Source organism: Exiguobacterium acetylicum (assembly GCF_019890935.1).
Classification (GTDB): domain Bacteria; phylum Bacillota; class Bacilli; order Exiguobacteriales; family Exiguobacteriaceae; genus Exiguobacterium_A; species Exiguobacterium_A abrahamii.
The window spans coordinates 3,133,499-3,156,395 of the sequence record NZ_CP082333.1 but is presented as its reverse complement, the minus strand read 5'-3'; the positions used below and the strand labels follow the sequence as shown (position 1 = coordinate 3,156,395).

The 22,897-nt window shown below is 47.8% G+C and carries 21 protein-coding genes and 2 riboswitches; of the genes, 9 read left to right on the top strand and 12 right to left on the bottom strand.

Annotation, left to right across the window (positions count from 1 at the left end):
* Positions 1-8: 8 nt before the first annotated feature.
* The 5 genes from ahpC to K7G97_RS16230 all read right to left on the bottom strand — a co-directional run bounded on the left by ahpC (position 9) and on the right by K7G97_RS16230 (position 5,836).
* The gene (gene ahpC / locus K7G97_RS16250; RefSeq protein ID WP_023469815.1) at positions 9-572 is read right to left on the bottom strand and encodes an alkyl hydroperoxide reductase subunit C; all 564 of its coding nucleotides are present in this window, start codon (positions 570-572) and stop codon (positions 9-11) included.
* 221 nt (positions 573-793) lie between these two features.
* Positions 794-2,194, bottom strand: a complete 1,401-nt coding sequence (gnd, locus tag K7G97_RS16245; protein ID WP_214772358.1) for a decarboxylating NADP(+)-dependent phosphogluconate dehydrogenase — start codon at positions 2,192-2,194, stop codon at positions 794-796.
* A 20-nt stretch (positions 2,195-2,214) separates the two neighbouring features.
* A complete protein-coding gene (locus tag K7G97_RS16240; protein WP_087681717.1) occupies positions 2,215-3,561 on the bottom strand; it encodes a GntP family permease in 1,347 nt (448 codons plus the stop codon).
* Between the two features lie 24 nt (positions 3,562-3,585).
* Positions 3,586-5,127, bottom strand: a complete 1,542-nt coding sequence (gene gntK / locus K7G97_RS16235) for a gluconokinase (protein ID WP_223041062.1) — start codon at positions 5,125-5,127, stop codon at positions 3,586-3,588.
* Positions 5,120-5,836 carry a GntR family transcriptional regulator gene (locus K7G97_RS16230; RefSeq protein ID WP_149428065.1) on the bottom strand — a complete coding sequence of 239 codons (717 nt, stop codon included), beginning with the start codon at positions 5,834-5,836 and terminating at the stop codon, positions 5,120-5,122. The genes gntK and K7G97_RS16230 overlap by 8 nt, the downstream gene beginning before the upstream one ends.
* Positions 5,837-6,018: 182 nt before the next feature.
* Here K7G97_RS16230 and K7G97_RS16225 point away from each other — a divergent pair, with 182 nt between their 5' ends.
* From K7G97_RS16225 to mmuM, 4 genes are all read left to right on the top strand, one after another.
* The gene (locus K7G97_RS16225) at positions 6,019-6,933 is read left to right on the top strand and encodes a ketopantoate reductase family protein (RefSeq protein ID WP_223041061.1); all 915 of its coding nucleotides are present in this window, start codon (positions 6,019-6,021) and stop codon (positions 6,931-6,933) included.
* 204 nt (positions 6,934-7,137) lie between these two features.
* Entirely contained in the window at positions 7,138-8,604 is a 1,467-nt protein-coding gene (locus K7G97_RS16220; protein WP_064300751.1) for a polysaccharide pyruvyl transferase family protein, read from the top strand.
* Between the two features lie 108 nt (positions 8,605-8,712).
* A riboswitch (SAM riboswitch) is annotated at positions 8,713-8,814 on the top strand.
* A gap of 77 nt (positions 8,815-8,891) precedes the next feature.
* Positions 8,892-10,295 (top strand): amino acid permease, encoded by a 1,404-nt coding sequence (locus K7G97_RS16215; RefSeq protein WP_223041060.1) that lies wholly within the window; start codon positions 8,892-8,894, stop codon positions 10,293-10,295.
* Positions 10,270-11,205, top strand: coding sequence for a homocysteine S-methyltransferase (gene mmuM, locus K7G97_RS16210; RefSeq protein ID WP_223041059.1), 936 nt, complete (start codon positions 10,270-10,272; stop codon positions 11,203-11,205). The genes K7G97_RS16215 and mmuM overlap by 26 nt, the downstream gene beginning before the upstream one ends.
* Before the next feature lie 68 nt (positions 11,206-11,273).
* Here mmuM and K7G97_RS16205 read toward each other — a convergent pair whose 3' ends face one another.
* Positions 11,274-11,696, bottom strand: coding sequence for a MarR family winged helix-turn-helix transcriptional regulator (locus K7G97_RS16205; protein ID WP_029342988.1), 423 nt, complete (start codon positions 11,694-11,696; stop codon positions 11,274-11,276).
* Between the two features lie 183 nt (positions 11,697-11,879).
* Here K7G97_RS16205 and K7G97_RS16200 point away from each other — a divergent pair, with 183 nt between their 5' ends.
* Complete coding sequence (locus tag K7G97_RS16200) at positions 11,880-12,335, top strand: CBS domain-containing protein (protein ID WP_223041058.1); 456 nt, start codon at positions 11,880-11,882, stop codon at positions 12,333-12,335.
* A 26-nt stretch (positions 12,336-12,361) separates the two neighbouring features.
* A complete protein-coding gene (locus K7G97_RS16195) occupies positions 12,362-13,600 on the top strand; it encodes an MFS transporter (RefSeq protein ID WP_023469805.1) in 1,239 nt (412 codons plus the stop codon).
* Positions 13,601-13,649: 49 nt separating this feature from the next.
* Here the strand turns inward: K7G97_RS16195 and K7G97_RS16190 are convergent, their stop codons facing one another.
* The gene (locus tag K7G97_RS16190; protein WP_223041057.1) at positions 13,650-14,075 is read right to left on the bottom strand and encodes a DUF1801 domain-containing protein; all 426 of its coding nucleotides are present in this window, start codon (positions 14,073-14,075) and stop codon (positions 13,650-13,652) included.
* Between the two features lie 85 nt (positions 14,076-14,160).
* On the opposite strand from K7G97_RS16190, the gene K7G97_RS16185 reads away from it, so the two are divergent.
* Complete coding sequence (locus tag K7G97_RS16185; RefSeq protein ID WP_223041056.1) at positions 14,161-14,508, top strand: hypothetical protein; 348 nt, start codon at positions 14,161-14,163, stop codon at positions 14,506-14,508.
* Between the two features lie 84 nt (positions 14,509-14,592).
* On the opposite strand, the gene K7G97_RS16180 is transcribed toward K7G97_RS16185, so the two are convergent.
* Together K7G97_RS16180 and K7G97_RS16175 are read right to left on the bottom strand one after the other, a co-directional pair.
* Positions 14,593-15,747: a M20 family metallopeptidase gene (locus K7G97_RS16180; RefSeq protein WP_223041055.1), complete on the bottom strand. Its 1,155-nt coding sequence runs from the start codon at positions 15,745-15,747 to the stop codon at positions 14,593-14,595.
* 139 nt (positions 15,748-15,886) lie between these two features.
* Positions 15,887-16,717, bottom strand: a complete 831-nt coding sequence (locus tag K7G97_RS16175; protein ID WP_050678545.1) for an SDR family oxidoreductase — start codon at positions 16,715-16,717, stop codon at positions 15,887-15,889.
* Positions 16,718-16,852: 135 nt separating this feature from the next.
* Between K7G97_RS16175 and K7G97_RS16170 the strand changes: the two genes are divergently transcribed.
* Both K7G97_RS16170 and htpG read left to right on the top strand, forming a co-directional pair.
* Positions 16,853-17,722, top strand: coding sequence for a PDZ domain-containing protein (locus K7G97_RS16170; RefSeq protein ID WP_223041054.1), 870 nt, complete (start codon positions 16,853-16,855; stop codon positions 17,720-17,722).
* Between the two features lie 83 nt (positions 17,723-17,805).
* Positions 17,806-19,668 carry a molecular chaperone HtpG gene (gene htpG / locus K7G97_RS16165; protein WP_223041053.1) on the top strand — a complete coding sequence of 621 codons (1,863 nt, stop codon included), beginning with the start codon at positions 17,806-17,808 and terminating at the stop codon, positions 19,666-19,668.
* A 64-nt stretch (positions 19,669-19,732) separates the two neighbouring features.
* Here the strand turns inward: htpG and K7G97_RS16160 are convergent, their stop codons facing one another.
* The 3 genes from K7G97_RS16160 to K7G97_RS16150 all read right to left on the bottom strand — a co-directional run bounded on the left by K7G97_RS16160 (position 19,733) and on the right by K7G97_RS16150 (position 22,882).
* Positions 19,733-21,316, bottom strand: coding sequence for a Na+/H+ antiporter NhaC family protein (locus K7G97_RS16160; protein ID WP_223041052.1), 1,584 nt, complete (start codon positions 21,314-21,316; stop codon positions 19,733-19,735).
* Positions 21,317-21,427: 111 nt separating this feature from the next.
* Positions 21,428-21,606: riboswitch (Lysine riboswitch) on the bottom strand.
* Positions 21,607-21,698: 92 nt separating this feature from the next.
* The gene (locus K7G97_RS16155; protein WP_223041051.1) at positions 21,699-22,436 is read right to left on the bottom strand and encodes a uracil-DNA glycosylase family protein; all 738 of its coding nucleotides are present in this window, start codon (positions 22,434-22,436) and stop codon (positions 21,699-21,701) included.
* A gap of 125 nt (positions 22,437-22,561) precedes the next feature.
* Positions 22,562-22,882: a heme oxygenase gene (locus K7G97_RS16150; RefSeq protein ID WP_023469797.1), complete on the bottom strand. Its 321-nt coding sequence runs from the start codon at positions 22,880-22,882 to the stop codon at positions 22,562-22,564.
* Positions 22,883-22,897 lie beyond the last annotated feature (15 nt).

The following is a 22,897-nucleotide window of genomic DNA, read 5'->3' as shown; positions in this document are numbered from 1 at the left end:
TCCGCTCCTTAAATTTTTCCGACGAGGTCAAGGCTTGGTGTGAGTGTTGCAGAGCCTTCTTCCCATTTCGCTGGGCAGACTTCGCCTGGATTGTTACGTACGTATTGTGCTGCTTTGATTTTGTTGACGAGCGTGCTTGCATCGCGACCGATACCGCCTGCATTGATTTCAACCGTTTGGATGACGCCGTCTGGGTCGATGATGAACGTACCGCGGTCAGCAAGACCATCTTGTTCGTTCAAGACTTCGAAGTTACGTGAGATGACGTGTGATGGGTCACCGATCATAACGTACTCGATTTTACCGATTGTTTCTGATGTTTCGTGCCATGCTTTATGTGTGAAATGCGTATCTGTTGAGACAGAGTAAACTTCAACGTCAAGCGCTTTGAGTGTTTCGTATTGGTTTTGGAGATCTTCGAGTTCTGTCGGGCAAACGAATGTAAAGTCTGCAGGGTAGAAACATACGACACTCCATTTACCGCGAAGGTTAGCATCCGTTAGGTCAACGAATTCTCCGTTGTGGAATGCTGATGCACTGAATGGTTTTACTTCACTTCCGATTAAAGACATGATAAAAATCCTCCTCAAGGGTTCTATTTTTAGAATCTGTTCTAGTGCATACAAACAATCTGTATTTATCACACTAGAATAATTCTAATCTAATACTAATTTCATATAGACCAACACTTTTGTCAAGGTATAATCGGTAATTTCTTATTTCAGGAAAGATTGTGTGAACAAAAAAAGAAATCCCGACTCCTAAATGAAACAGGAGTCGGGAGCTGTATTCTTTATTGCCAGTCCGTGTGGAAGATCCCTTCGCGGTCTGTCCGAGCATACGTATGAGCACCAAAATAATCGCGTTGTGCTTGCAACATGTTGGCATTCGAATTCGCTGTCCGGTAGCTATCGTAATACGTCAGTGACGTCGATAGAGATGGGAGTGCAAAACCAGATAACGCACCCTCGGCAACGACGTGACGTAACGATTCTTGATACGCCTGTACTTTCTCAGCGAAGAACGGGGCGAGCATCAAGTTCGAGAGGTTCGCATCATTTTTGAACGCTTCACTGATGACGTTCAAGAAGTCGGCCCGGATGATACATCCACCACGGAAGATCAAGGCGATCTCCTCAAGGCGTAAGTTCCAGTCATACAACTCAGACGACGTTCGGTACTGGGTGAAACCTTGCGCGTATGCAGCGACTTTCCCCATATAAAGCGCTTGACGAATTCGTTCGACCCACGCGTCTCGCTCAAGCGTCGACAAGTCTTCGGGTCCCTTTAAGACAGCAGACGCTGCGACGCGTTCTTCTTTAATAGCTGAAAGGTAACGCGCGAACAGAGCTTCTGTAATGATCGAAGAGGCGATCCCATTATCAATGGCTTGCAGGCTCGTCCATTTTCCAGTTCCTTTTTGACCGGCTTGATCGAGAATGACATCAATCAACGGTTGCCCTGTCTCGTCATCGGTTTTTCGGAGAATGTCCGCTGTGATCTCAATCAGGTAACTTTTCAGTTCACCCGCGTTCCACTCAGCGAAGATGTCCGCGACTTCCGTGACGTCGAGTCCGAGACGGAAACGGAGGAAGCTATACGCTTCAGCAATCAGTTGCATGTCTGCATACTCGATTCCGTTATGGACCATCTTGACGAAGTGACCAGCGCCCTTCGGACCAATATAAACACAACATGGATCTCCTTCGACGTGAGCGGCGATCTTCGTCAAGATCGGTGCGACATGTTCGTAAGCTTCTTTCGATCCACCCGGCATGATCGCAGGACCGGTCCGCGCACCGACTTCACCACCCGATACACCAACGCCGATGTATTCGATCCCGTGGCGTTGTAACTCGTCGAAACGACGCTCTGTATCGAGGAAGTGAGAGTTCCCACCATCCATGATGATATCACCTGTTTCGAGATGTGGAAGTAACGATTCGATGACCGAATCAATTGCGCTACCAGCCGTGACCATCATGAAGATTTTACGTGGGCGAGCGAGTGATTGAACGAATGCTTCAATGTCATAGTACGGATGAAGAGGTAGTCCCTCATCATGTGCGACGAGATCGTCCGTTAAATCACGTGTGTAGTTATAGATGGCGACTTCTTCTTGATGACTCGCCATATTCAGTGCCAGGTTGCGTCCCATGACGCCAAGCCCGATGACTCCGATAGAATGTTGCATAAGTAGAACGACTCCTTTTCTTAGACGACGAGGCTGAGGAGAAGAACGAACCCAAGTCCACAAACGGAAATGATCGTCTCAAGCACAGTCCATGTCGCAAACGTTTCTTTTAATGATAATCCGAAATACTCTTTAAACATCCAGAAGCCTGCATCATTGACGTGTGAAGCGATCAGACTACCTGCACCAGTCGCGAGAACGACGAGCGCTAAGTTGACGTCGGATTGCTCCAGTAACGGAATGACGAGACCTGCCGTTGATAAAGCAGCGACTGTCGCGGAACCGAGTGAGATTCGGAGAATCGCAGCGATCAACCAAGCGAGCAGAATCGGAGATAACGCTGATCCTTCAAATAATTGTGCAACGAACGTCCCAACACCACCGTCAATCAAGACTTGTTTGAAGGCACCGCCACCGCCGATGATCAATAGCATCATCCCGATTTGGGCGATCGCCGTCGTACAAGATTCCATGACCGTTTGCATTGGAATCTTACGCGCGATCCCCATCGTGTAGACCGCGACGAGTAATGAAATCAACATCGCCGTCGAGGCGTTTCCGATGAACTCGATTGCCGAGATGACACTGTTTTCACCCCAGCCGAGTGTTTCTTGTAAGAGCGTGAAGATTGTTGCGATCGACATCAAGAGGACCGGTAGCATCGCCGTGAAGACACTGATGCCGAAGCCTGGTGTCTCGTCTAAATCAAATTCTTTTTGTTCCCCGAGTGACGCGATATTTCCTGTCCGTGTAAACGATTCAGGAACGAGTCGTTTCGCGATTTTCGTAAAGATAGGACCGGCGATGATGACGGTCGGAACAGCAACGATGAAACCATACAATAAGACTTCCCCGATATTGGCTTTATATTCCCCAGCGATGACGGTCGGACCCGGGTGAGGTGGTAAGAAGCCGTGCGTGACAGACAGGGCAGCGACCATCGGGATCCCGAGATATAGAATCGAGACGCGGAGCTGACGTGAAATCGCAAAGACGATCGGAATCAACAGGACGAGTCCGACTTCGAAGAAGAGGGCGATCCCGATGATGAATGAAGCGACGACAACCGCCCACTGGATGTTCTTTTCCCCGAATCGGGCGACAAGCGTCATGGCGATTCGCTGCGCCCCCCCGGCGTCAGCAATCAGCTTTCCAAGCATGGCACCAAGACCAAAGATCAGTGCCAAGTGACCAAGCGTTCCGCCGATACCGGCTTCGATCGTCTTGACGATCTGATCGAGCGGCATGCCGAGCAGTAGTGCAACGCCAAAGGAAACGATGATGAGTGAGACGAACGTATTTAATTTCAACCCCATGATGAGAACGAGCAACGCGACGATCCCAATTCCTACGATGACTAAAGGCATGATGACTTCCCCCAAAAGATTAAGTTAGTTTTCTTCTTGAATCAAGCTCCGTTGATACGTAGCGATTCGTTTATGATCCTCAGACAATGTCCGCGCCAAACTAATGAAAATTGGTAAGAGCTGACGATATTCATGCATCGCTTCTTCATTTGGTACATGGCGATGCGTTTCCCCGATCATCTCAGAGACGACTTCGAACGAATCGACTTCCCCCGTCGCATACAGTCCGAGAATACAAGCACCGAGACATGAACTTTCAAAGCTTTCTGGAATGACGACTTCTGATTCAAAGATGTCCGCCATCATTTGGCGCCAGACTTCGGACCGGGCAAAGCCACCCGTCGCCTGAATCCGTGTCACGGGACCGTCCATACACTCGATTAGGGCGAGGAAGACGGTATACAGATTGTAGATGACGCCTTCTAGTGCCGCCCGGATCATATGCTCTTTTTTGTGCGAAAGTGTCAAACCGAAGAACGAACCGCTGACATCCGGATTCCAGAGCGGCGCTCGTTCACCGGACAAGTAAGGATGGAACAATAGCCCGTCGGATCCAGGACGGACGCGTTCGGCAATCTTCGTCAAAACAGCGTACGGATCGATGCCAAGGCGTTTTGCTGTCTCGACTTCTGCTGACGCGAGTTCGTCTCGGATCCACCGTAAGACCATTCCGCCATTATTGACGGGCCCACCGATGACCCACTGGTCCTCGGTCAGCGCGTAACAGAACGTCCGTCCCTTTTCATCGGTCTGCGGACGATCAATGATTGTTCGGATGGCACCGCTCGTTCCGATCGTGATCGCAATTTCCCCTTTGCGAATCGCGTTGACACCTAAGTTAGAAAGGACACCGTCACTGGCACCGACTAGGAACGGCGTATCGACGGAGAGTCCCATTTGTCGTGCGTAATCAGCATTCAGTCCGGTACATGTCGTCGTCGTCGGTACGGGTTCCGATAAGTAGCTTGCATCGATCCCTGCGACGTGTAACGCGCCCGTATCCCAGCCTAATTCATGAATGTTGAAGAGACCGGTCGCTGAAGCGAGAGAGTGGTCGATGACATATCTGCCGAACAATCTTTGGAACACGAATTCCTTGATCCCGACATATTTTTTCGTTTGAGCATGGAGCTCCGGACGATCTTCGACGAGCCAACTGATTTTGCTGAGCGGTGACATCGGATGAATCGGTGTTCCGGTCCGGTGATAGATCGATAGACCGTACTGTTCCTTGATCTTGTTCGACCATGCTTCACTCCGACTGTCTGCCCACGTGATGCAGGCAGTCAATGGTTGATGCTGTGCGTCCATCGCGATCAAGCTGTGCATAGCACTACTGAACGCGACGAACTTTGGTGGCATGCTCGGATGACGTTTCGTGATCAAACGGATTGATTCGAGCACAGCATCGAAAATTTCTTCCGGATCCTGCTCCGCCGTCGAGCGATTCGGTGTATGGAGCGGGTAACCGACGTTCGTTTGTCCGATGACCTCTCCTTTTGTCGTAAATAAGACCGCTTTCGTACTCGTCGTTCCGATATCGACGCCTAACATGTATTCAGTCATGTGAATCGACTCCTTTCGACATCATTTGTTGCGTTTTCCAGAGATCTTCGACTTCCTGGACGTCATCAAAGTTCTGATGTAAGGAAGCAACCATCCGTTCACGGTCGCCTGTCTCGATCGCTTCGATGTACAAGGCGTGGTTCGCGAGGATGCGTTCGAAGTCTTCGATGTCTTCCTCGAATCGTACCCGCATCGATAGGAGGATGAAACTTTCCATGACCGGTTTGAGATTTTGCCAAATCATGCTGACATATCCATGATCAATCGAGCGGATGATTGTTTCATGAAACAGTACATCCTGGAAGGAGAATTCATCGGCATCCTTGTATTTGATGGCAACCTTCATCATTTCGAGAATTTTGCTGAGTTCCCGGACGAGTTCTGTCCGTTCGATTTTGACGAGTCGTTCGAAGACAAACGTTTCGATGAGTAGCCGGACATCATAGATTTCCTGAATGTCGCGCTCAGACAAACCGACGACGACTGCTCCCATCCGCTCGAGACGAATCAATTGTTCGGATGCAAGGACCTTTAATGCATCACGGACAGGCGAGCGACTGACTGAAAAATCAGAGGCTAATTTGTTCTCAGATAAGATGGTACCGCTTTCAATCCTTCCTGAAATGATGCGCATCCGTAGCTCGTGTGCAACACGATCTCCGGCGGAAGCTTTTGATAACCACTTCAAGGGGTATAACATTTCTGACATGGAATCACCTGATTTCTAAAGTGAGTATACTTGTATACAAGTTAGTATATACGTTTTTTTCTAAAATGCAAACGCTTAACTTAAAACGGATCGATCCACGCAGAAATCAGGAAATCGGTTCCAAATATGTTAGGGTGAAGGAGTAAGCAACGCACAGAACGGGTAAGGAGGAGGTAGTACATATGAACATGTTAGTTGTAGGTGCAGGGGCAGTTGGAGGATATTTCGGAGGTCGTCTTGCTGAGCAAGGAGAGCAGGTGACATTCCTCGTCCGTCCGAAGCGATATGAACAACTACAAAAAACAGGACTGCACATCACTAGTCCTCATGGCGATATGACGATTACGCCTCAGTTGATAACACGAGACATGCGACCGGATCGTGCATTTGATGTCATCTTGCTTTCGACGAAAGCCTATCACTTAGATGACGTCCTACAAGATCTTGCGCCATTTGTTTCGAACGAGACGTACATCATTCCTTTATTGAACGGCATGCAGCATATTCGACGGTTAACAGAAGTCTTCGGAGAAGATCGAGTACTAGGAGGTCTTTGCTTCATTGAGTCGACGCTTGATGCAGAAGGGCGCATTGTACAGACAAGTCCGTCGCATCGGCTGTTGTTTGGTTCACGAACCGGTAAACCAACAGCGCGTCTAGAGAAAATCGCAGCGTGTTTTGCGAAAGCGAAGGCACCAATGAAGTACTCGATGCATATCATGGATGACATGTGGCAAAAGTATCTCTTCATTTCGACATTTGCGGGCGTGACGACGCTATTTCGCTCGGCAATCGGTCCGATTCGAGAAGAAGCTGTCGGACATCAAATGATTTTAGACGTCATGGGGGAAGCGAAACAGGCGATGGAAGAACAAGGGGCAGTCTTTAATGACGATGTAGAAGCGGTCTTGCTGAAGCAGATGCATGCAATGGAAGACACGATGAAATCGTCGATGTTACGCGACATGGAAAAGGGACAGCCCGTCGAAGTGGAACATTTTTTCAGTGCATTATTGAAGCCTGCTAAGACTGATCAGATGCATGCCTTGAAATTAGTCGAAGCGAATCTACGCATGTATCTCGAAACGATTAAATAGTCACATTTTTCTATTTTAGAAAAATGATGGAGTGGTGCAAATGTTTCGTTTTGATGACGAAAGACCTGTTTCCCTTAGGAATCGTTGACTTCCGAAATAAAGTTCATCTATTCTTAATGAGATTGAAAAAAACTGATAATATATTTTTCCGTATTTTTTCTTGCAAGGACGAATGAAGCAGACGAGAGGGGAAGTTTATCCATTATGAAACGTATTATTATTCGTGCAGGTATGACACCATTCGAACAGTTCGATGCTCCTTATTTGATGAAACATAATTCCATTGGAGGAAACGTTGGAAATCTTATCTATCAATACAGTATCTTTCGGACGTTGATGACAGAAGGTACGACAATTACACCTGACTATTACTATTACGACGAAGAACGGGCAGACGAAATCAATGCCAACTTTGACCTTTATGTCATTCCGTTAGCGGACGCATTCCGAAAAGAATTCGTACCGACGTTACGGAAATATACACGTCTCATCAAAAAATTAAAAATTCCAGTCGTCGTCATCGGTGTAGGGTTACGTGCACCGTTTGAACCAGACTTAGATGGTGGATTCCCATTCGATGAAGATGTCAAAGCGTTCGTCAGTGCCGTTCTCGAGCGCTCGAGCATGCTGGGTCTTCGCGGGGAGATCACGTCGAAATACTTAACACGTCTTGGTTTCCGCGAAGGGATCGATCATCGCGTCATCGGATGTCCTTCGATGTACGCGTTCGGTCGCGACTTGCACATCCGTGAAACGAACATCACACCTGAGTCGATGATTACGGTCAACTCGTCACGTTTAGCTCCACAAAACGTCCTCGATTTCATTACACGTGGGATGGAAGAGTATCCAAATCATTACTTCATTCCCCAGTGGATGAAGGAACTGAAGTTGACGTATACAGGGACGCACCCGATCGCAGATCTTTCAGTGACGAACTATCCGGTGAAAATGTCGGATCCTGCTTACATGAATGATCGGGTTCGTTTCTTCTTGAACGCACAGACATGGTTCGATTTCATCGGACAAGCAGACCTTAGTTTTGGTGCACGCTTGCACGGAAATATCACAGCAACGCTTGCAGGTACGCCGAGTATCCTCATTCCAAAAGATGCACGGATGCGCGAATTGACGGATTACCATCAGTTGACGCACATTTGGGCGAACGACATCACAGCGGATACACAATTATCCGACGTCGTAGCAAGCGCTGACTTCCAAAGTCCGGCACGTGTTCAAGCGCGTAACTTCGACAACTTCGTTGACTTCTTGAACGTGAACAATCTTGAGCATATCTACCAAGAGACGAACTATCCTGAGAATGTACCGTTTGACCGTCAAATGGCGCAAACCGAGTTGCTCCCACCAGTCCAACCGATCTCTGGCGTAAGTCTTGAGGAAGCAGTCGCTCGTTTTGAACGGTTCTTCCCGGAACAAGAGAAGAAGATTGCGGATGCGCAAAAACAAACAAAAGCACAATTAGCTGAAAAAGATAAGAAAATCAAAGCATTGCAGAAACAAACAGGAACGGCTCAAAAGGATCAAGAGATTGCGGCACTCAAAGCGCAATTGGCTGCCCAAACGAAGAAAATGAAGCACCAGCAAGGAACATTGAACCGGAAAGCGGTTCGTGCAGCCTTGAAAACAGCGGATTTATTCGCTAAAAAGTAACCCTTTAAACATTCCGGATCGATACGATGCGGAATGTTTTTTCGATAGAAGTATTCTGAATTGTGTTGACAATTTGAAAAAGACTTGATAGGGTTATGAACAATTACATACTTATCCAGAGAGGTGGAGGGACTGGCCCTATGAAACCTCAGCAACAGGTCGAAAGATACTGTGCTAATTCCTGCGGGTGCTGCACCCGATCGATAAGATTTCCGAATTGTCGACCGACGCATCCGTGAGGATGCGTTTTTTGTTTGAAGTAGGTGGAATGAGGAGGAAATGGATTCATGAAAACGAGCGGAGCATTTCGACGCAAGATGGAATCACGTCATCTGATCATGCTGTCGTTAGGTGGTGTCATTGGAACCGGATTATTTTTAAGTACAGGTTATACGTTGGAACAAGCAGGACGCGTCGGAACGATTTTATCGTATTTGATTGGGGCCGTCGTCGTTTACTTAGTCATGTTAAGTCTCGGTGAACTCGCCGTGCACATGCCGGAAACCGGATCATTCCACAAGTACGCAACGAAGTACATTGGACCCGGCACCGGTTATACAGTAGCCTGGCTCTACTGGCTGACGTGGACGGTCGCCCTTGGTTCAGAATTCACGGCAGCAGGCATTTTGATGCAACGTTGGTTCCCGTCGATTCCTGTATGGGTGTTCAGCGCATTGTTCGCTGCGATGATCCTCGGTATCAACGTCTTGAAGGTTCGCGTGTTCGCTGAAGTCGAGTTTTGGTTTTCCGCCATTAAGGTCGTGACGATCATTGCTTTCATTTTACTCGGTGCGGGAACGATCGTCGGCTTCATTCCACTGCAAGATGGTAGCCCGGCTCCATTCTTTTCTTCGTTAACCGAAGGCGGGTTGTTTCCAAATGGCGCTTTCGTCATCTTCATGACGATGCTTGCCGTGAACTTTGCTTACTCGGGAACGGAACTAATCGGTGTCGCAGCGGGTGAAGCAGTCGATCCGAAACGGACGATTCCGCTTGCAATCCGGACGACGATTTTGCGACTCGTCCTCTTTTTCGTCGGTACGATCATCGTGTTAGCCGTCTTATTACCAATGGATGGGAAAGGTGTACTCGAAAGTCCGTTCGTCGCCGTGTTTGAACGAATCGGAATTCCCTACGCGGCAGACGTGATGAACTTCGTCATTTTGACAGCGATCTTGTCGGCAGCGAACTCTGGACTTTACGCTGCCTCTCGGATGCTCTGGTCGCTTGCGAACGAACGCATGATTCCACGCTTCTTCGCCCAGGTGACACCAAGTGGGGTTCCACTTCGAGCGGTATTGTTCAGCATGCTTGGCGGAGGACTTGCCTTGCTGTCTAGCATCTATGCAGCAGGAAGTGTCTATATCGCGCTCGTCTCGATTTCCGGTCTCGCTGTCGTCGTTGTTTGGATGAGTATCAGTGTTGCCCAGTATCGTTTCCGGAAACAATTCCTCCGTGAAGGGCATACGGTCGACGAATTGGTCTATCGCACACCACTCTTTCCATTCGTACCGATCGCCGCTTTCGTCGTTTGTTTGATTTCTCTGATTGGTATCGGATTTGATCCGACACAACGAATCGCCTTGTACTGTGGTATTCCATTCATCGTAATCTGTTATATCGTTCATGCGTTCACGAATTCTTCTCAGAAACGGAGTGTTGAAGATGTCCCGAATCAAAAATCCAGTTGATCAACGATTACAGGAAGTTCCCTTTCTTATTTTAGATGGTGCCCTTGCAACCGAACTTGAACAGAAGGGATTCGACCTGAACGACCCACTTTGGTCAGCACGTCTCTTAATCGAAGCACCGGAACAGATCGAAAACGTCCATCGTGACTACTTTGAAGTAGGTGCCGATGTTGCGATCACTTCAAGCTATCAAGCAAGTATCGAAGGATTCAAGCAACGTCATATCACAACAGAGGAAGCACAGGCGCTGATTCGACAAACGGTCACCTTGGCGCAAAAAGCACGCACGCTTAGCGGGAAGAGTGACGCATTGATCGCGGGATCAGTGGGTCCTTATGGTGCCTACTTAGCAGATGGTTCTGAGTATCGCGGTCATTATGGGGTGTCAGCAGATGTGCTAGAAGCCTTCCACAGACCACGGATCGAAGCATTGATTGAAGCGGGGGCTGATCTGCTGGCATTTGAGACGATTCCGTCGCTCGAGGAAGCTGTCGTGTTGTTCCGGATTCTCGAAGCGTATCCGGAAGTGTCCGCTTGGCTGACGTTCTCGCTTCAAGATGCGACACACATTAGTGAAGGAACGGCACTTGCGACGTGTATCGAGACAATTGGACAACATCCACAGCTCGCAGCAATCGGTGCAAATTGTTTTCCGGCATCTTACGCGACCGATTTCATCCGTCACCTTAAGGCGTTGACGGATGTGCCAATCATCGTCTATCCGAACTCTGGTGAGGTTTATGATCCGGTCGCAAAAACGTGGTCAGGTACGAATCAGTGTACATCGTTCCAAACCGTCGCGAAGACATGGTATGAGGCAGGGGCACGATTGATCGGCGGTTGTTGCCGAACGTCACCTGAACACATCGCACAAATTCGTTCGGTTTGTCAGGTTGCTCATACATCATGAAGAATGACGAAAAAACGGACGCGAAATCGATTGATTTTGCGTCCGTTCCTTTAAATGGTGTGATTTTGTTAACGCTCGCGCAAGGCACGGTTGAATTGTTGCAATAGACGTCCAAAATCTTCGGCATCGTCCGATGGCCAATCCGTCAGGAGACGTTCGATGCTCGCGAGACGTGCTGTCCGGTAAATCGTGAGCTCTTCTTGTCCTTTATCCGTAATATGATAGAAGAAGGCACGACCATCTGTCGGATCTTTTACTTTTTCCACAAGTTGCTTTTGATCGAGCGCTGCAGCTTGGCGACTGACGGTCGAGACATCAAGCTGGAGTTCACGGGCAAGTGTTTTGACACCGACCTTGCCGGAATCCGCTAATTGTCGTAGTAAGAGGTAGGAAGCACGATCTAAATTACGATTGTCTGCCGTCGCTGTCGTCAAGCGCCGGATCAGGATCGCTAACTCCAATTCAATGGTTTCGAGTGCTTGTTGAGACATCGGGTATCTCCCCTTTCAAAAAAGTCTCTCTGTCCCTCATGATTACCCAATGTGGATAAGCTGTCAATGCGAAAAGCAGGAGGCTTGACAGAGTTGTAGTTGTATTATACAATCATTTTTGTTCTTTTAATTGTATCATACAACTTTTTTCATATGAGAAACGAACGACAAAGGAGAATTCAGATGAAAGCTTATGAGTCGATGAAACAAGAGGTCATCACGGTAAACGATACAGATCTGATTCGGACGGTCATCGAACGATTCATTCAATCTGGTATTAGCGGCGTTCCTGTCATCAATGCCGAGCAGGAGGTCGTCGGGTATATCAGTGATGGAGATATCATGCGCGCGATCGGAAAACACAAGGACATCATCGTCGATACATTCTTATATGTAGATGTCATCAAAGGAGACGAAGAAGATTATGAAGATCGGATTCGTCATATCTTGAATCGACCTGTCATGGAACTGGCACGCCGGAAAGTCGTAACTGCGGACGCTGACACAGAAATGGAAGAGATTGCAGCAACGCTCGGCGCAAAACGGATCAAAAAGCTTCCGATTCTGAAAGCAGGACGGCTTGTTGGGATCATTAGTCGAGGCGACGTCATCCGCCAATCGTTTAAACAGTTCATGTAACATATCCAATAGAAAGAAGGGACACTATGGCACTTGCTGAAAAAACAACGACGCTTGAGCCGGAAACGGTATTAGCAGAAAGCAAACATGGATTATTTCATCAACCAGTTGCTGTATGGGCAGTCTTTTTCGCCAGTATCACAGCATTCATGGGAATGGGGCTCGTCAATCCCGTTTTACCGACGATTGCCGAGAATTTAGAAGCGTCAAAAAGTGAAGTAACGCTCTTATTTACAAGTTATAACGCCGTCATGGCATTCGCGATGTTGATTACAGGCGCGATCTCATCACGGATTGGTCAAAAAGGAACATTGATGCTCGGAATCGCCGTCATCGCAACCGTTGCTGGTTTTGCTTCACAAGCAGACAGCATCTGGACGCTCGTCGCGTTACGCGGTGGTTGGGGGCTTGGGAACGCCTTATTCGTCGCAACTGCACTCGCTGCGATTGTTTCCTTATCGTCAGGCGGAACAGCCAAAGCGATCATTTTGTATGAAGCAGCCGTTGGTCTTGGGATTTCGATTGGACCATTGTTAGGCGGAACGCTCGGTTCAATCACATGGCGCGCCCCGTTCATGGGTGTTGCGACAATCATGGTTATCGCGTTCCTCGTTTTGCTCTTCTTGATGCCAAAACCAGCAGCATCTGCTGCACCGAAACAGAAGTTATCGTTAAAAGCACCGTTCCAAGCGATGAAGCATCGTTCACTCTTGACGCTCGGGATCGTTGCAGCACTTTATAACGTTGGGTTCTTTACGATCATGGCCTATGCGCCATTCGTCATGAAACTACCAGCGCAAGGACTCGGATTCGTCTTCCTCGGTTGGGGAATGTTGCTTGCGATCACATCGGTCTTAACGGCTCCGAAACTGAAACAATGGTTCGGGACAATCAAAGCGATGGTCATGATGTTGATCACATTCGCAATCTTGCTTCTATTAATGGGGATCTTCACGGAAACACCTGCCGTCGTCATCGTCTGTGTCATCTTAGCGGGAGCCGTGCTTGGGAATAACAACACGCTGATCACGACCGCTGTCATGGACGCAGCACCTGTCGAACGTTCGACAGCATCTGCGGCATACAGTTTCCTACGTTTTCTCGGGGCAGCCATCGCGCCATTCATGGCCGGGAAATTGGCTGAAATCTTCAACGCAAACTTACCATTTTATGTCGGAAGTGGCTTTGTCCTCTTATCCGTCATCATCATCGGGGTCAATCTCAAACACATTCGCCATATCGATCGGACAGAAGGCGGACATTAATTTCAAAAAACAGCCGAAGCGAATCCGCTTCGGCTGTTTTTGATTGAAATCAAGACGGGTACATGTCTTTTAACGTGCGGATCGAGTGCTCAATCATTTCCCGAAGGACGTTTAAATCGATGTCAGTCAGTCGTTTTACGTAGAGGCAGGACTTACCGCGTCGATACGTACCGAGAGTGGCAAGCAGTCGTTCCGATACATCGTCTTCACCAAGCGCGAGGTAAAGGACGAGGTTCGTCTTGCGCGGAGAAAAACCGACATAAAAGCTGTCGCCCTCGCGACCGGAGGCATAGCGATAATGATAGGCACCAAAACCAATCAAGGAAGATCCCCAAATGACGGCTTCGTATCCCGTGACATCTTCGAAGAACTGACGTAACGTGATACCATCTGCTTGACGTAGTGGCGGTTCGACTTGTGCCAAAAAAGCATCAACGGACTGTTCGGTAGGACCTGTTTTTGGCGTATCAGACATAAGCAGACTCCTTTCGGATGAAGAAGATATCGGTTACTTTCGAGAAAGACTAGTAAATATCCTGTAACTCAGAGGTGGAAATCGAATGAAGCATCGCATCGTGTTTCGAGGAGAAGAAAGCAGTCTATCGTGGGACATCTTACACGTATATCCTAAACAAGAGGAACTAACGATTCAGATGACGGGACAAGATAGTGCACACGAGTTTTCAGTTACATTTAATCAATATGATGCGTTCATCCGTAACTTTGCTCGCGTCCATGAGTCGTTACACGGTGAAGTCGTATTCGAACAGGGCGTGATACGTCTCCGTTTACGATATGACCGGCTTGGTCGTGTCTTCATCAGTTGGTCTGACGGACAAACAAGTCAAGAATTTCGTAGTGATCAAAGTTATTTAAGTGAGGCGTTGGCACAGCTTGGTGTGTACTAAACTAAACACAGTAAAAGTAGAAGGGACGACTCTGGGTATTGCACCCAAAAGTCGTCCCTTTTTTATTTAAAGCGATGGAAGTGATTAATGTAATGGTGTGTTGATCAAGTTAAAGCAAAACGCAATCGTTTGTTCATATTCGGATAACGGAATCGACTCATCGACTTGATGCGCGAGACGGAAATCATGGAAAGAAGCAATCGCGATCGGGAATGCTTTTTTTGCTTGGCTGAACATTGCACCATCTGTTCCGCCTGGGATGGCGATTTTTCGTGGTGTCACGCCACTGACCTGCTCCATCGTATCTGCGACCTGTTGCAAGAAAGGCGCTTGTTCATCGGTTTCACAGGAAGGAATATCCTTGATGACGGTTACGCTCATATCAAAGTCAGGATCTTCTGCAACAAGTCGACGCTCGATATCCGTAAAGGCAGCAAGAACGTCCGCTCGACCGAATCCAGGAATCGTCCGGATGTCCATATAAAACGAAGCCTGACTCGGAACGACGTTTGGTCCTTCACCTCCTGAAATCGAGGTAATCGACGCAACGACCGGGCCGAGTGCCGAGTGATGATTCGCCGTGATCGAAAAACGCTCCGACTTCACTTCCTGGATGACGCGATATACGTCATCAATTGCATTACGTCCAAGTTGCGGGGCAGAGCTGTGTGCACTTTTCCCACGGCATGTTACTTCTATCCCGACAACCCCTTTTTGTGCATAACCGATCATCCCACTCGTCGGTTCTGTGATCAGTAGAGCATCTAAATCATCCGCATGCCCTTGTTCGGTCAAATGACGAGCTCCTGTCATGCCATTCTCTTCATCGGATGTAATCAGAAGTTTGACGGTATTCGGACGGTTTTGACGTTCCTTGTATTGAATGAGCGCTTGCACTATCGCCATGACACCTGATTTCATATCTGAAGCCCCACGACCATAAATGCGTCCGTCTTCGATTTCACCACCGTATGGATCTTTCGTCCAGCCGTCTCCTTGGACCGGAACCGTATCGAGATGACCAGATAATCCGAGTACAGCAGGACGTGAAAACTCCTCGCTCGCAGGAACGGTCGCGACGAGACAGATTCGTTTTGGTGAAACTTCAATCCATTCTGTCGAGATGTGATGATCGACCAGTACATTGTACACATAACGTGCGACGGCTTCCTCTCCGTCCGTCGGGTTGACGCTTGGAATTTGAAGACACCGTTGTAAGTAAGTAATTGCTGTTTGCATAAGTATTTCCCCCTTTACTTATCCTGTACCCTGATAAAAATACTTCAGGGAGGTAAACGAATTCGGAAAATAATTTACGGGGCTGAACGTCTTGAGATAAAAGAAAACGGTGTAACCAGAAGGTTACACCGTACCTTACTCATTCACTTTTTTCTGCTTCGTCTTTCCACTTCGAATCGATCAACATCTCCCCCGGCCATGTATAAGCCATGATGCCGCCGTCTGCTGTGATATCCTCACCTGTAACATATGAACTGTCGTCAGAAGCAAGGAAGAGGGCGACCGTTGCCATCTCGCGTGGTTTACCGAGTCGTCCGAGTGGTGTGATCCAAGCGTTCGCATCGCGGAACTGTTTACCTTGCTCTTTTTCTTTTTCACCGACAAGTGTATCGATGAGTGGTGTTTCGATTGTTCCTGGTGATAACGAATTGACACGAATACCATGACGCGCATAATCGATTGCCATCGCGCGCGTGAAGTTCGCAATCCCGCCTTTTGCTGCGTTATAACCGGACCGGTTCAAGTCAGCTGCGCGACCAGACATCGATGACGTATTGATGATTGAACCACCGTTATCAAGCATGAGTGGAATCAAGAATTTACTGACGAGGAATGTACCGCGCAAGTCGACAGCGATAATCCGGTCGAAGAGATCGATTGGATACTCGTGGACTTTTCCGCCTTGTTCATCGATTCCGGCATTGTTGAAGAGGACGTCGACCGTACCGTATGTCTCTTTGACGTGCTTCGCAAGTTGCTCGACACTCTCGACGTCTGAGACGTCGACATGGACAGCTTCCGCTTTCCCGCCTTGTTGTGTAATCTGTTCTACTGTTTGTTGTGCTTTTTCAAGTGAGACATCGGCACAGACAACCGTTGCTCCCTGTTCTGCGAAGACAAGCGCGGTCGCTTGTCCAATTCCTGTTGCTGAGCCGGTAATGACAGCTACTTTTTGATCGAGTCTACCCATTGTTAAATCCCTCCTAAGTCGTATCGTTCACCTTATGAAACATTCCCGGAGAAATGGAGATTAAACCCATTGATGCGTCTAGTGATCGAAGATAGGGGGTACATCTACAACAGCACAATCGCTATATAGAGGGAGATGAGAACGCTGACATCCGATCAATGGCAACTTGCTAAAAACTTATTACACGAAGCCGTCCAGTACCAAATGACACTCGAGAAGAGTGCATTCGCAAGTGAATTGATCGACCAAACGACACCGGTCCTCTGGTTTGGTGATGCGACACGTAGCAGTTGGGTGACGATCGCGACGAACCCATCCCGATCGCAGTTTTTAGACCGAACAGGTGCATTACGATTTGACGAGCATGGTCCGCTTTTCATACGTCCGAAGTCGATGGCATGGGAGGATTATCTGCAGGAGAAAACGCTGACGGATTCGATTCAGCGATTTAACGATTATTTCAAACAACCGAACGTTTACCGGACTTGGTTCGGTCGACCAGGTGGGGGGAAGCTCGAAGGATTCTTGAACGGACTCGGTGCGTCGTTTTACGAAAAGACGTTTGATCCAGTCATTCATTTGGATTTTTTCCCGTTTCCGACACACCACTACATGGGAGCAATCAAAGAACGCAGCGTGTTGGAAGATAGTCCGTTCGGTCAGACATTTTTGTTACGCCTGCTTGAACTGTTTTCGATAAAAGGAATCATCCTGCTCGGTAAGGAACACACGGAACGATTTGCGAAGCTCGAACCAGACAACGATTGGACGACCTATCGACCAACGGATTATCCGGACGCGATTTTTCAAGTCGGCTTCTCGTCACGATTTCAGGTACCCGTCGTCGGACTCCACTTCAAACCGAGTGAGCAGTTCATCGGTCTCGGTAATCGAAAGGATGAAAACGGCGTCAGCCATGGCACCTACGGGTCAGCAGAACACTTACGTCAAATCGGAATAATTGTCCTTGAAAAAGTCACGACATACAGTAAAAAAGGAGATTGACAGATATTTCGAACTCCCTAATAATAGGAGATGAATTAGCACTCTATATGATTGAGTGCTAAAAAAGGGGAGGCAGAATGAGCATGGAAACGAAACAATTTAAGGCGGAATCAAAACGATTGCTGGAGATGATGATTCATTCCATCTATACGCATAAGGAGATTTTCCTGCGCGAATTGATCTCGAATGCAAGTGACGCCATGGATAAAATGTACTACAAAGCATTGACGGACGAGACGATTTCGTTCGAAAAGGAACACTACAAAATTACGATCGAACCAAATAAAGAAGCGCGTCAACTGATCATTCGTGATACGGGAATCGGAATGACGAAGGAAGAACTAGAAGAGAATCTCGGTACGATCGCGAAGAGTGGATCGCTTGCCTTCAAGGCAGAAAATGAAGCACAAGATGGTCATGATATCATTGGTCAATTCGGTGTCGGATTCTATTCCGCCTTCATGGTCGCAGACGTCGTCACTGTCGTTACGAAACCGTTCGGCAGTGCAGTCGCTTATAAATGGGAATCGCGTGGTGTCGAAGGTTATACGATCGAGGAAGTCGACAAGGAAACCGTCGGAACGGAGATTACACTCCACATCAAGGCGAACGAGGAAGAAGAATCGTATGACGAATACCTCGAGACGTATCGCTTGCGCAGCATCATCAAAAAATATTCGGATTTCATTCGTTATCCGATCGAGATGAAGGAACTCGAACGTCAGCCGATCGAAGGCAGTGACGAGGCGGAAGAGGTCGAAGTCGTCAAGACGATCAACAGCATGGTGCCGATCTGGCGGAAGAACAAACGGGAATTGACAGACGAGGACTATACGAACTTCTACCAAGAGAAGCGGTATGGTTTCGACACACCAGCGAAACACATTCATATCAGTGTCGACGGCGCTGTTCGTTATCAATCGATCTTATTCATTCCAGAGCAGGCACCGTACGATTATTATTCGAAGGAATTTGAAAAGGGTCTTGAACTCTATGCCAACGGTGTCTTGATCATGGAAAAATGCAGCGACTTGTTGCCGGATCATTTCAGTTTCGTCAAAGGAATGGTTGACTCGGAAGACTTATCGCTCAACATCTCGCGTGAGTTACTGCAGCACGATCGTCAATTGAAGCTGATCGCGAAAAATATCCAAAGTAAGATCAAGACACAACTCGAAGCCCTCCTGCGCGAGGATCGCACGAAGTACGAAACGTTCTATCAAGCGTTCGGACGCCAGCTGAAGTTCGGTATGTATAATGATTATGGCATGCATAAAGAACAGGTGCAGGACCTGGTCCTCTTCTACTCAGCGAAGGAGAAGAAGTTGATCACACTCGCCGAATACGTCGCAGCGATGCCGGAAGATCAGGCACATATCTATTACGCTGCTGGTGAGAGTACGAATCGTCTGGATAAATTACCACAATCCGAGCTCGTTCGTGATACAGGGTATGATATCTTGTACTTCACGGAAGAGATCGATGAGTTCGCGATCCAGATGCTTGTGATGTACAACGAGAAGACGTTCAAGTCGGTCACGAGCAGCGATTTAGGGATTGAAGCAGAAGAAGCGGAGACGACGGACGCACAAGCAGAGATGTTCCAAGCCATGCAGGAAGTGCTTAGTGGGCAAGTCAAGGAAGTCAAAGCCTCAACACGTCTAAAATCGCATCCTGTCTGCTTTGCGACGGACGGCGCCATCTCGATTGAGATGGAGAAAATTCTGAAGGCGATGCCGAATAATGAAGGGGTAGAAGCGGTCAAGATTCTTGAATTGAATCCGTCACACGCAGTGTTCGAGTCTCTTGAAACAGCGTATCAAAACGATCGTTCAAAATTTGAGCGCTATACAAAACTGATGTATCAACAAGCATTGCTTGTCGAAGGACTCCCACTCGAGGATCCAGTAGCGTTCGCGAATGATGTGTGTTTATTGATGGTGTGAAACGAATAGATATAAAAAAGGCATTGGATGCGTGCATCCAATGCCTTTTTCGTAAAGTGTTTCATCAATCCGTTTGTAAATCCGAAGCGGTTTCGCCTTTTTTCGAGAGAACGTTCAAGACGACGACGAAGAGTACGAATGTGACAAGAGCTCCGATGAAACCGAAGACCGAAGACTCCGTGAAACCGATGACTAAATAACCGACTGCCGCAGTGACGGCACCGACTAGCGCATACGGTAATTGTGTCGTAACGTGATCGATATGATGGGATCCAGCCCCTGTCGAACTGAGGATCGTCGTATCGGAAATCGGTGAACAATGGTCACCGAAGACAGATCCAGCAAGAACAGCAGCAAGCGTCGGTAACAAGAGTGAGGCATCGACAGCCATGACGAGATCCGCACCGATTGGCAACATGATCCCGAATGTGCCCCAACTTGTTCCTGTCGAGAATGCCATCAAGCCGGCAATCAAGAATAATAAGAACGGCAAGTACGACGCAGAAATCGAGTTGCTAACGAAGCTCGCGAGATAGTCACCGGTTTTCATATCACCGATGACAGCAATGATCGTCCAAGCGAATAACAGAATCAAGACTGCTGGCCACATCGAACGCATACCAGCAACGATGCTTGCCCGGTAATCGCGGCCCGGAATTTTCCGTCCGATCAGCATCAGGAAAGCAACGATTAAACTAATGACGACACCTGCGACGAGTGAGCGTGTGACGTCTGTTGCCTCAAATGCTCCAATTAAAGTAAACGGGCGATTGTCGGCAGCAAGTGCCTGAGCACCTGTTCCGAGTAACGCACTGATCGTAGCAATGACGAGCACGACAATCGGAACGACGAGATCTCGGACTTTTCCGTTCGTATGTTCGTTGACCTCTTTTGCCATCCCCATCGGTGTTCCTTTTGACGCATCAAAAAGTTCACCATTCGCGGCACGGCGTTCATGTTGTTTCATCGGTCCAACAGAGACGCCAGAGTAAGCGATGTAAAGTGTTAAAAGTAACGCGAAAATCGCATAGAAGTTCATCGGAACGATCATCATGAAGGCACTAAACGCTGAGTAATCCGTAATCGAGTGCGTCGTTAGGATACCAGCGATGATGGAGATGATGAAGGCACCCCAACTCGAAAGCGGACTGATGACACAAACAGGTGCAGCTGTTGAGTCGATCAAATAGGCAAGCTTCGCACGTGAGACACCACGGCGATCCGTTAACGGACGACTGACGTTGCCGACAGCGAGACTATTGAAATAATCATCGATGAAAATTAGGATACCGAGTCCGAAGGCAACTAAGCGTGCACCACGCGCTGTCTTGACGTGCGTAGAAGCCCATTCACCGAAAGCGCGAGCGCCACCTGATGTCTGAATCAATGTGGAAAGGACGCCGAGCAATAACAAGAAAACAAGTAATAAGACGTTCCACTCGTTCAAGGCACCGTCCGCCCAAAAGAGGCTAAAGATATTCTTGCCGAGATAGGTTACCGTATCGATCGGGTTAAAACGGTGAAGTAACAGGGCACCGACGAGAATGCCGACACCTAACGAAAGAACGACCTTTCGGGTAAAGATGGCTAATAAGATAGCTAGTAAAGCAGGTACAAGGGCAATGATGGAATCTGAATAGTTGACCATGAAAAATATCCTCCTCTTTAATAAATAGCTTAAAGATGAGACCCCGCGACACAAAAAAAGCAAGGGCACCGGCAACAAAGCCGACACCCTCGCTGGATGCGTCTTTCTTAGCCGAATTGGAGTGCTCCATACAATTGTTATGTATGGCAATCGATCGGGTGTTTCCCGAATCGACCAACGACGATATGCTCGACACATACTGTCATTTCGGCGATGTCACCTTTCCTGTAGTCGTCTTCGTTGTCATCCTCGGACCAAGTACTGATTGAAATCGCGCCTCTACCTCATCGATAGAATAGTCATATTCTGTTCTTATGGACACTTTATCATGTATTTTAGAAGCGATTCAACCATATATTCTGATAATTTAAGACAAAGTTGTTTATTCAGCAAAATGTTGAATGAGCTGTTTCATCAAATAGGCTTGGTTTTCCTCGAATTGTTTTTTTCGATGACCGTTTGCGCCAGATGGGTGGGGGAAGCCGGAAAGAAGCTGATGCTGTTCGATTCGTCCATCATGAATCAATCCACGGACTTGCGTCTCGACGACCCGACCGAGTGGAATCAATAATGCTGGTTTTTGTAACTGATTGATTTCAGCGACGAAGTGTTCTTCCGCGTAGTGCCTTAATAAAGGGCTACGATTGATCTTCGGTTGATGACCCGAGTAATTCTTTTCGCGATAAAAGACGGGTTGCTTTAACAGTGACGTTGGATGCAATAATTTCTGATGTTGATGAAATAAGCTAGCCGTCGTCTCGATTCCGAGCAATGCTGGAAGTTCAAGTGTATCGAGCATCTGGACGAGGTTACGTCGCATCGTTCCGGCAAAGCTTGCTGTATATTTGACGAGGCGTGCCGTCTCTTCTAATGTAACACCATGATGGAGGGCATCCGTCGCTTCTTCGAAAGCGATTCGCATCTGTTCAAAACCTGGTGTGATCCCGATAATAACGACTTTTGCTTCAGTATTGACGTATTCGCCAATCGGAGAGTAATAGACGGTCAGTTCGTTCTCCTGTTGCAATAAAAAATCGTCCGTCCATAATTCATCGCGTCGTAACGTACGATCGTCAGGTAAGCTACGAATGGCTTGTTCAAATATAGTTAATGAATTCATGAAGGACCCTCTCTCTCAGTAATGGCACTATGATAACAAATAATACCATTTGAGACAATTCGACCCTTTCACTATTTTTGTAAAGGTATATAAAAAAAGGACTCGAGACGAGTCCTTTTCGTGCATCATGCGCGTTCTTTGACCGAAGCGACTTCATATGTCAGAATCTCGCTGCCGAGCATTGGCGATTCTCCAGCTTCACTACTCGCAGGTCGACTATGTGACGCTTTAAAATCGTCACTCTCCCGCCATGCTTGAAAACTCTTCATATCTTCCCAGTACATGTTGACGTTCATTTCATCGTGTTCTTCGATATTTTGCGTCAATAAGACCTCGACGCGGATGAATCCGTCCATCGTATCGAGTCCACTTGGACGCGTAAAACGAGGAGCGAGAGCTGCAGCCATCCCTTTTTTGACTTTAATCCGGTTCGTAACGACGATCATCATAAAATCCCCTTT

What these genes read in the sequence shown, in the direction of transcription:
- K7G97_RS16190 (WP_223041057.1), bottom strand. Translation starts at nt 14,075, where the DNA reads ATGTCTGATACGCCAAAAACAGGTCCTACCGAACAGTCCGTTGATGCT.
- K7G97_RS16195 (WP_023469805.1), top strand. Translation starts at nt 12,362, where the DNA reads ATGGCACTTGCTGAAAAAACAACGACGCTTGAGCCGGAAACGGTATTA.
- K7G97_RS16215 (WP_223041060.1), top strand. Translation starts at nt 8,892, where the DNA reads ATGAAAACGAGCGGAGCATTTCGACGCAAGATGGAATCACGTCATCTG.
- K7G97_RS16160 (WP_223041052.1), bottom strand. Translation starts at nt 21,316, where the DNA reads ATGGTCAACTATTCAGATTCCATCATTGCCCTTGTACCTGCTTTACTA.
- K7G97_RS16240 (WP_087681717.1), bottom strand. Translation starts at nt 3,561, where the DNA reads ATGCCTTTAGTCATCGTAGGAATTGGGATCGTCGCGTTGCTCGTTCTC.
- K7G97_RS16225 (WP_223041061.1), top strand. Translation starts at nt 6,019, where the DNA reads ATGAACATGTTAGTTGTAGGTGCAGGGGCAGTTGGAGGATATTTCGGA.
- K7G97_RS16150 (WP_023469797.1), bottom strand. Translation starts at nt 22,882, where the DNA reads ATGATCGTCGTTACGAACCGGATTAAAGTCAAAAAAGGGATGGCTGCA.
- K7G97_RS16175 (WP_050678545.1), bottom strand. Translation starts at nt 16,717, where the DNA reads ATGGGTAGACTCGATCAAAAAGTAGCTGTCATTACCGGCTCAGCAACA.
- K7G97_RS16230 (WP_149428065.1), bottom strand. Translation starts at nt 5,836, where the DNA reads ATGTCAGAAATGTTATACCCCTTGAAGTGGTTATCAAAAGCTTCCGCC.
- mmuM (WP_223041059.1), top strand. Translation starts at nt 10,270, where the DNA reads ATGTCCCGAATCAAAAATCCAGTTGATCAACGATTACAGGAAGTTCCC.
- gntK (WP_223041062.1), bottom strand. Translation starts at nt 5,127, where the DNA reads ATGACTGAATACATGTTAGGCGTCGATATCGGAACGACGAGTACGAAA.
- K7G97_RS16205 (WP_029342988.1), bottom strand. Translation starts at nt 11,696, where the DNA reads ATGTCTCAACAAGCACTCGAAACCATTGAATTGGAGTTAGCGATCCTG.
- K7G97_RS16155 (WP_223041051.1), bottom strand. Translation starts at nt 22,436, where the DNA reads ATGAATTCATTAACTATATTTGAACAAGCCATTCGTAGCTTACCTGAC.
- gnd (WP_214772358.1), bottom strand. Translation starts at nt 2,194, where the DNA reads ATGCAACATTCTATCGGAGTCATCGGGCTTGGCGTCATGGGACGCAAC.
- K7G97_RS16170 (WP_223041054.1), top strand. Translation starts at nt 16,853, where the DNA reads ATGAGAACGCTGACATCCGATCAATGGCAACTTGCTAAAAACTTATTA.
- K7G97_RS16185 (WP_223041056.1), top strand. Translation starts at nt 14,161, where the DNA reads ATGAAGCATCGCATCGTGTTTCGAGGAGAAGAAAGCAGTCTATCGTGG.
- htpG (WP_223041053.1), top strand. Translation starts at nt 17,806, where the DNA reads ATGGAAACGAAACAATTTAAGGCGGAATCAAAACGATTGCTGGAGATG.
- K7G97_RS16180 (WP_223041055.1), bottom strand. Translation starts at nt 15,747, where the DNA reads ATGCAAACAGCAATTACTTACTTACAACGGTGTCTTCAAATTCCAAGC.
- ahpC (WP_023469815.1), bottom strand. Translation starts at nt 572, where the DNA reads ATGTCTTTAATCGGAAGTGAAGTAAAACCATTCAGTGCATCAGCATTC.
- K7G97_RS16220 (WP_064300751.1), top strand. Translation starts at nt 7,138, where the DNA reads ATGAAACGTATTATTATTCGTGCAGGTATGACACCATTCGAACAGTTC.
- K7G97_RS16200 (WP_223041058.1), top strand. Translation starts at nt 11,880, where the DNA reads ATGAAAGCTTATGAGTCGATGAAACAAGAGGTCATCACGGTAAACGAT.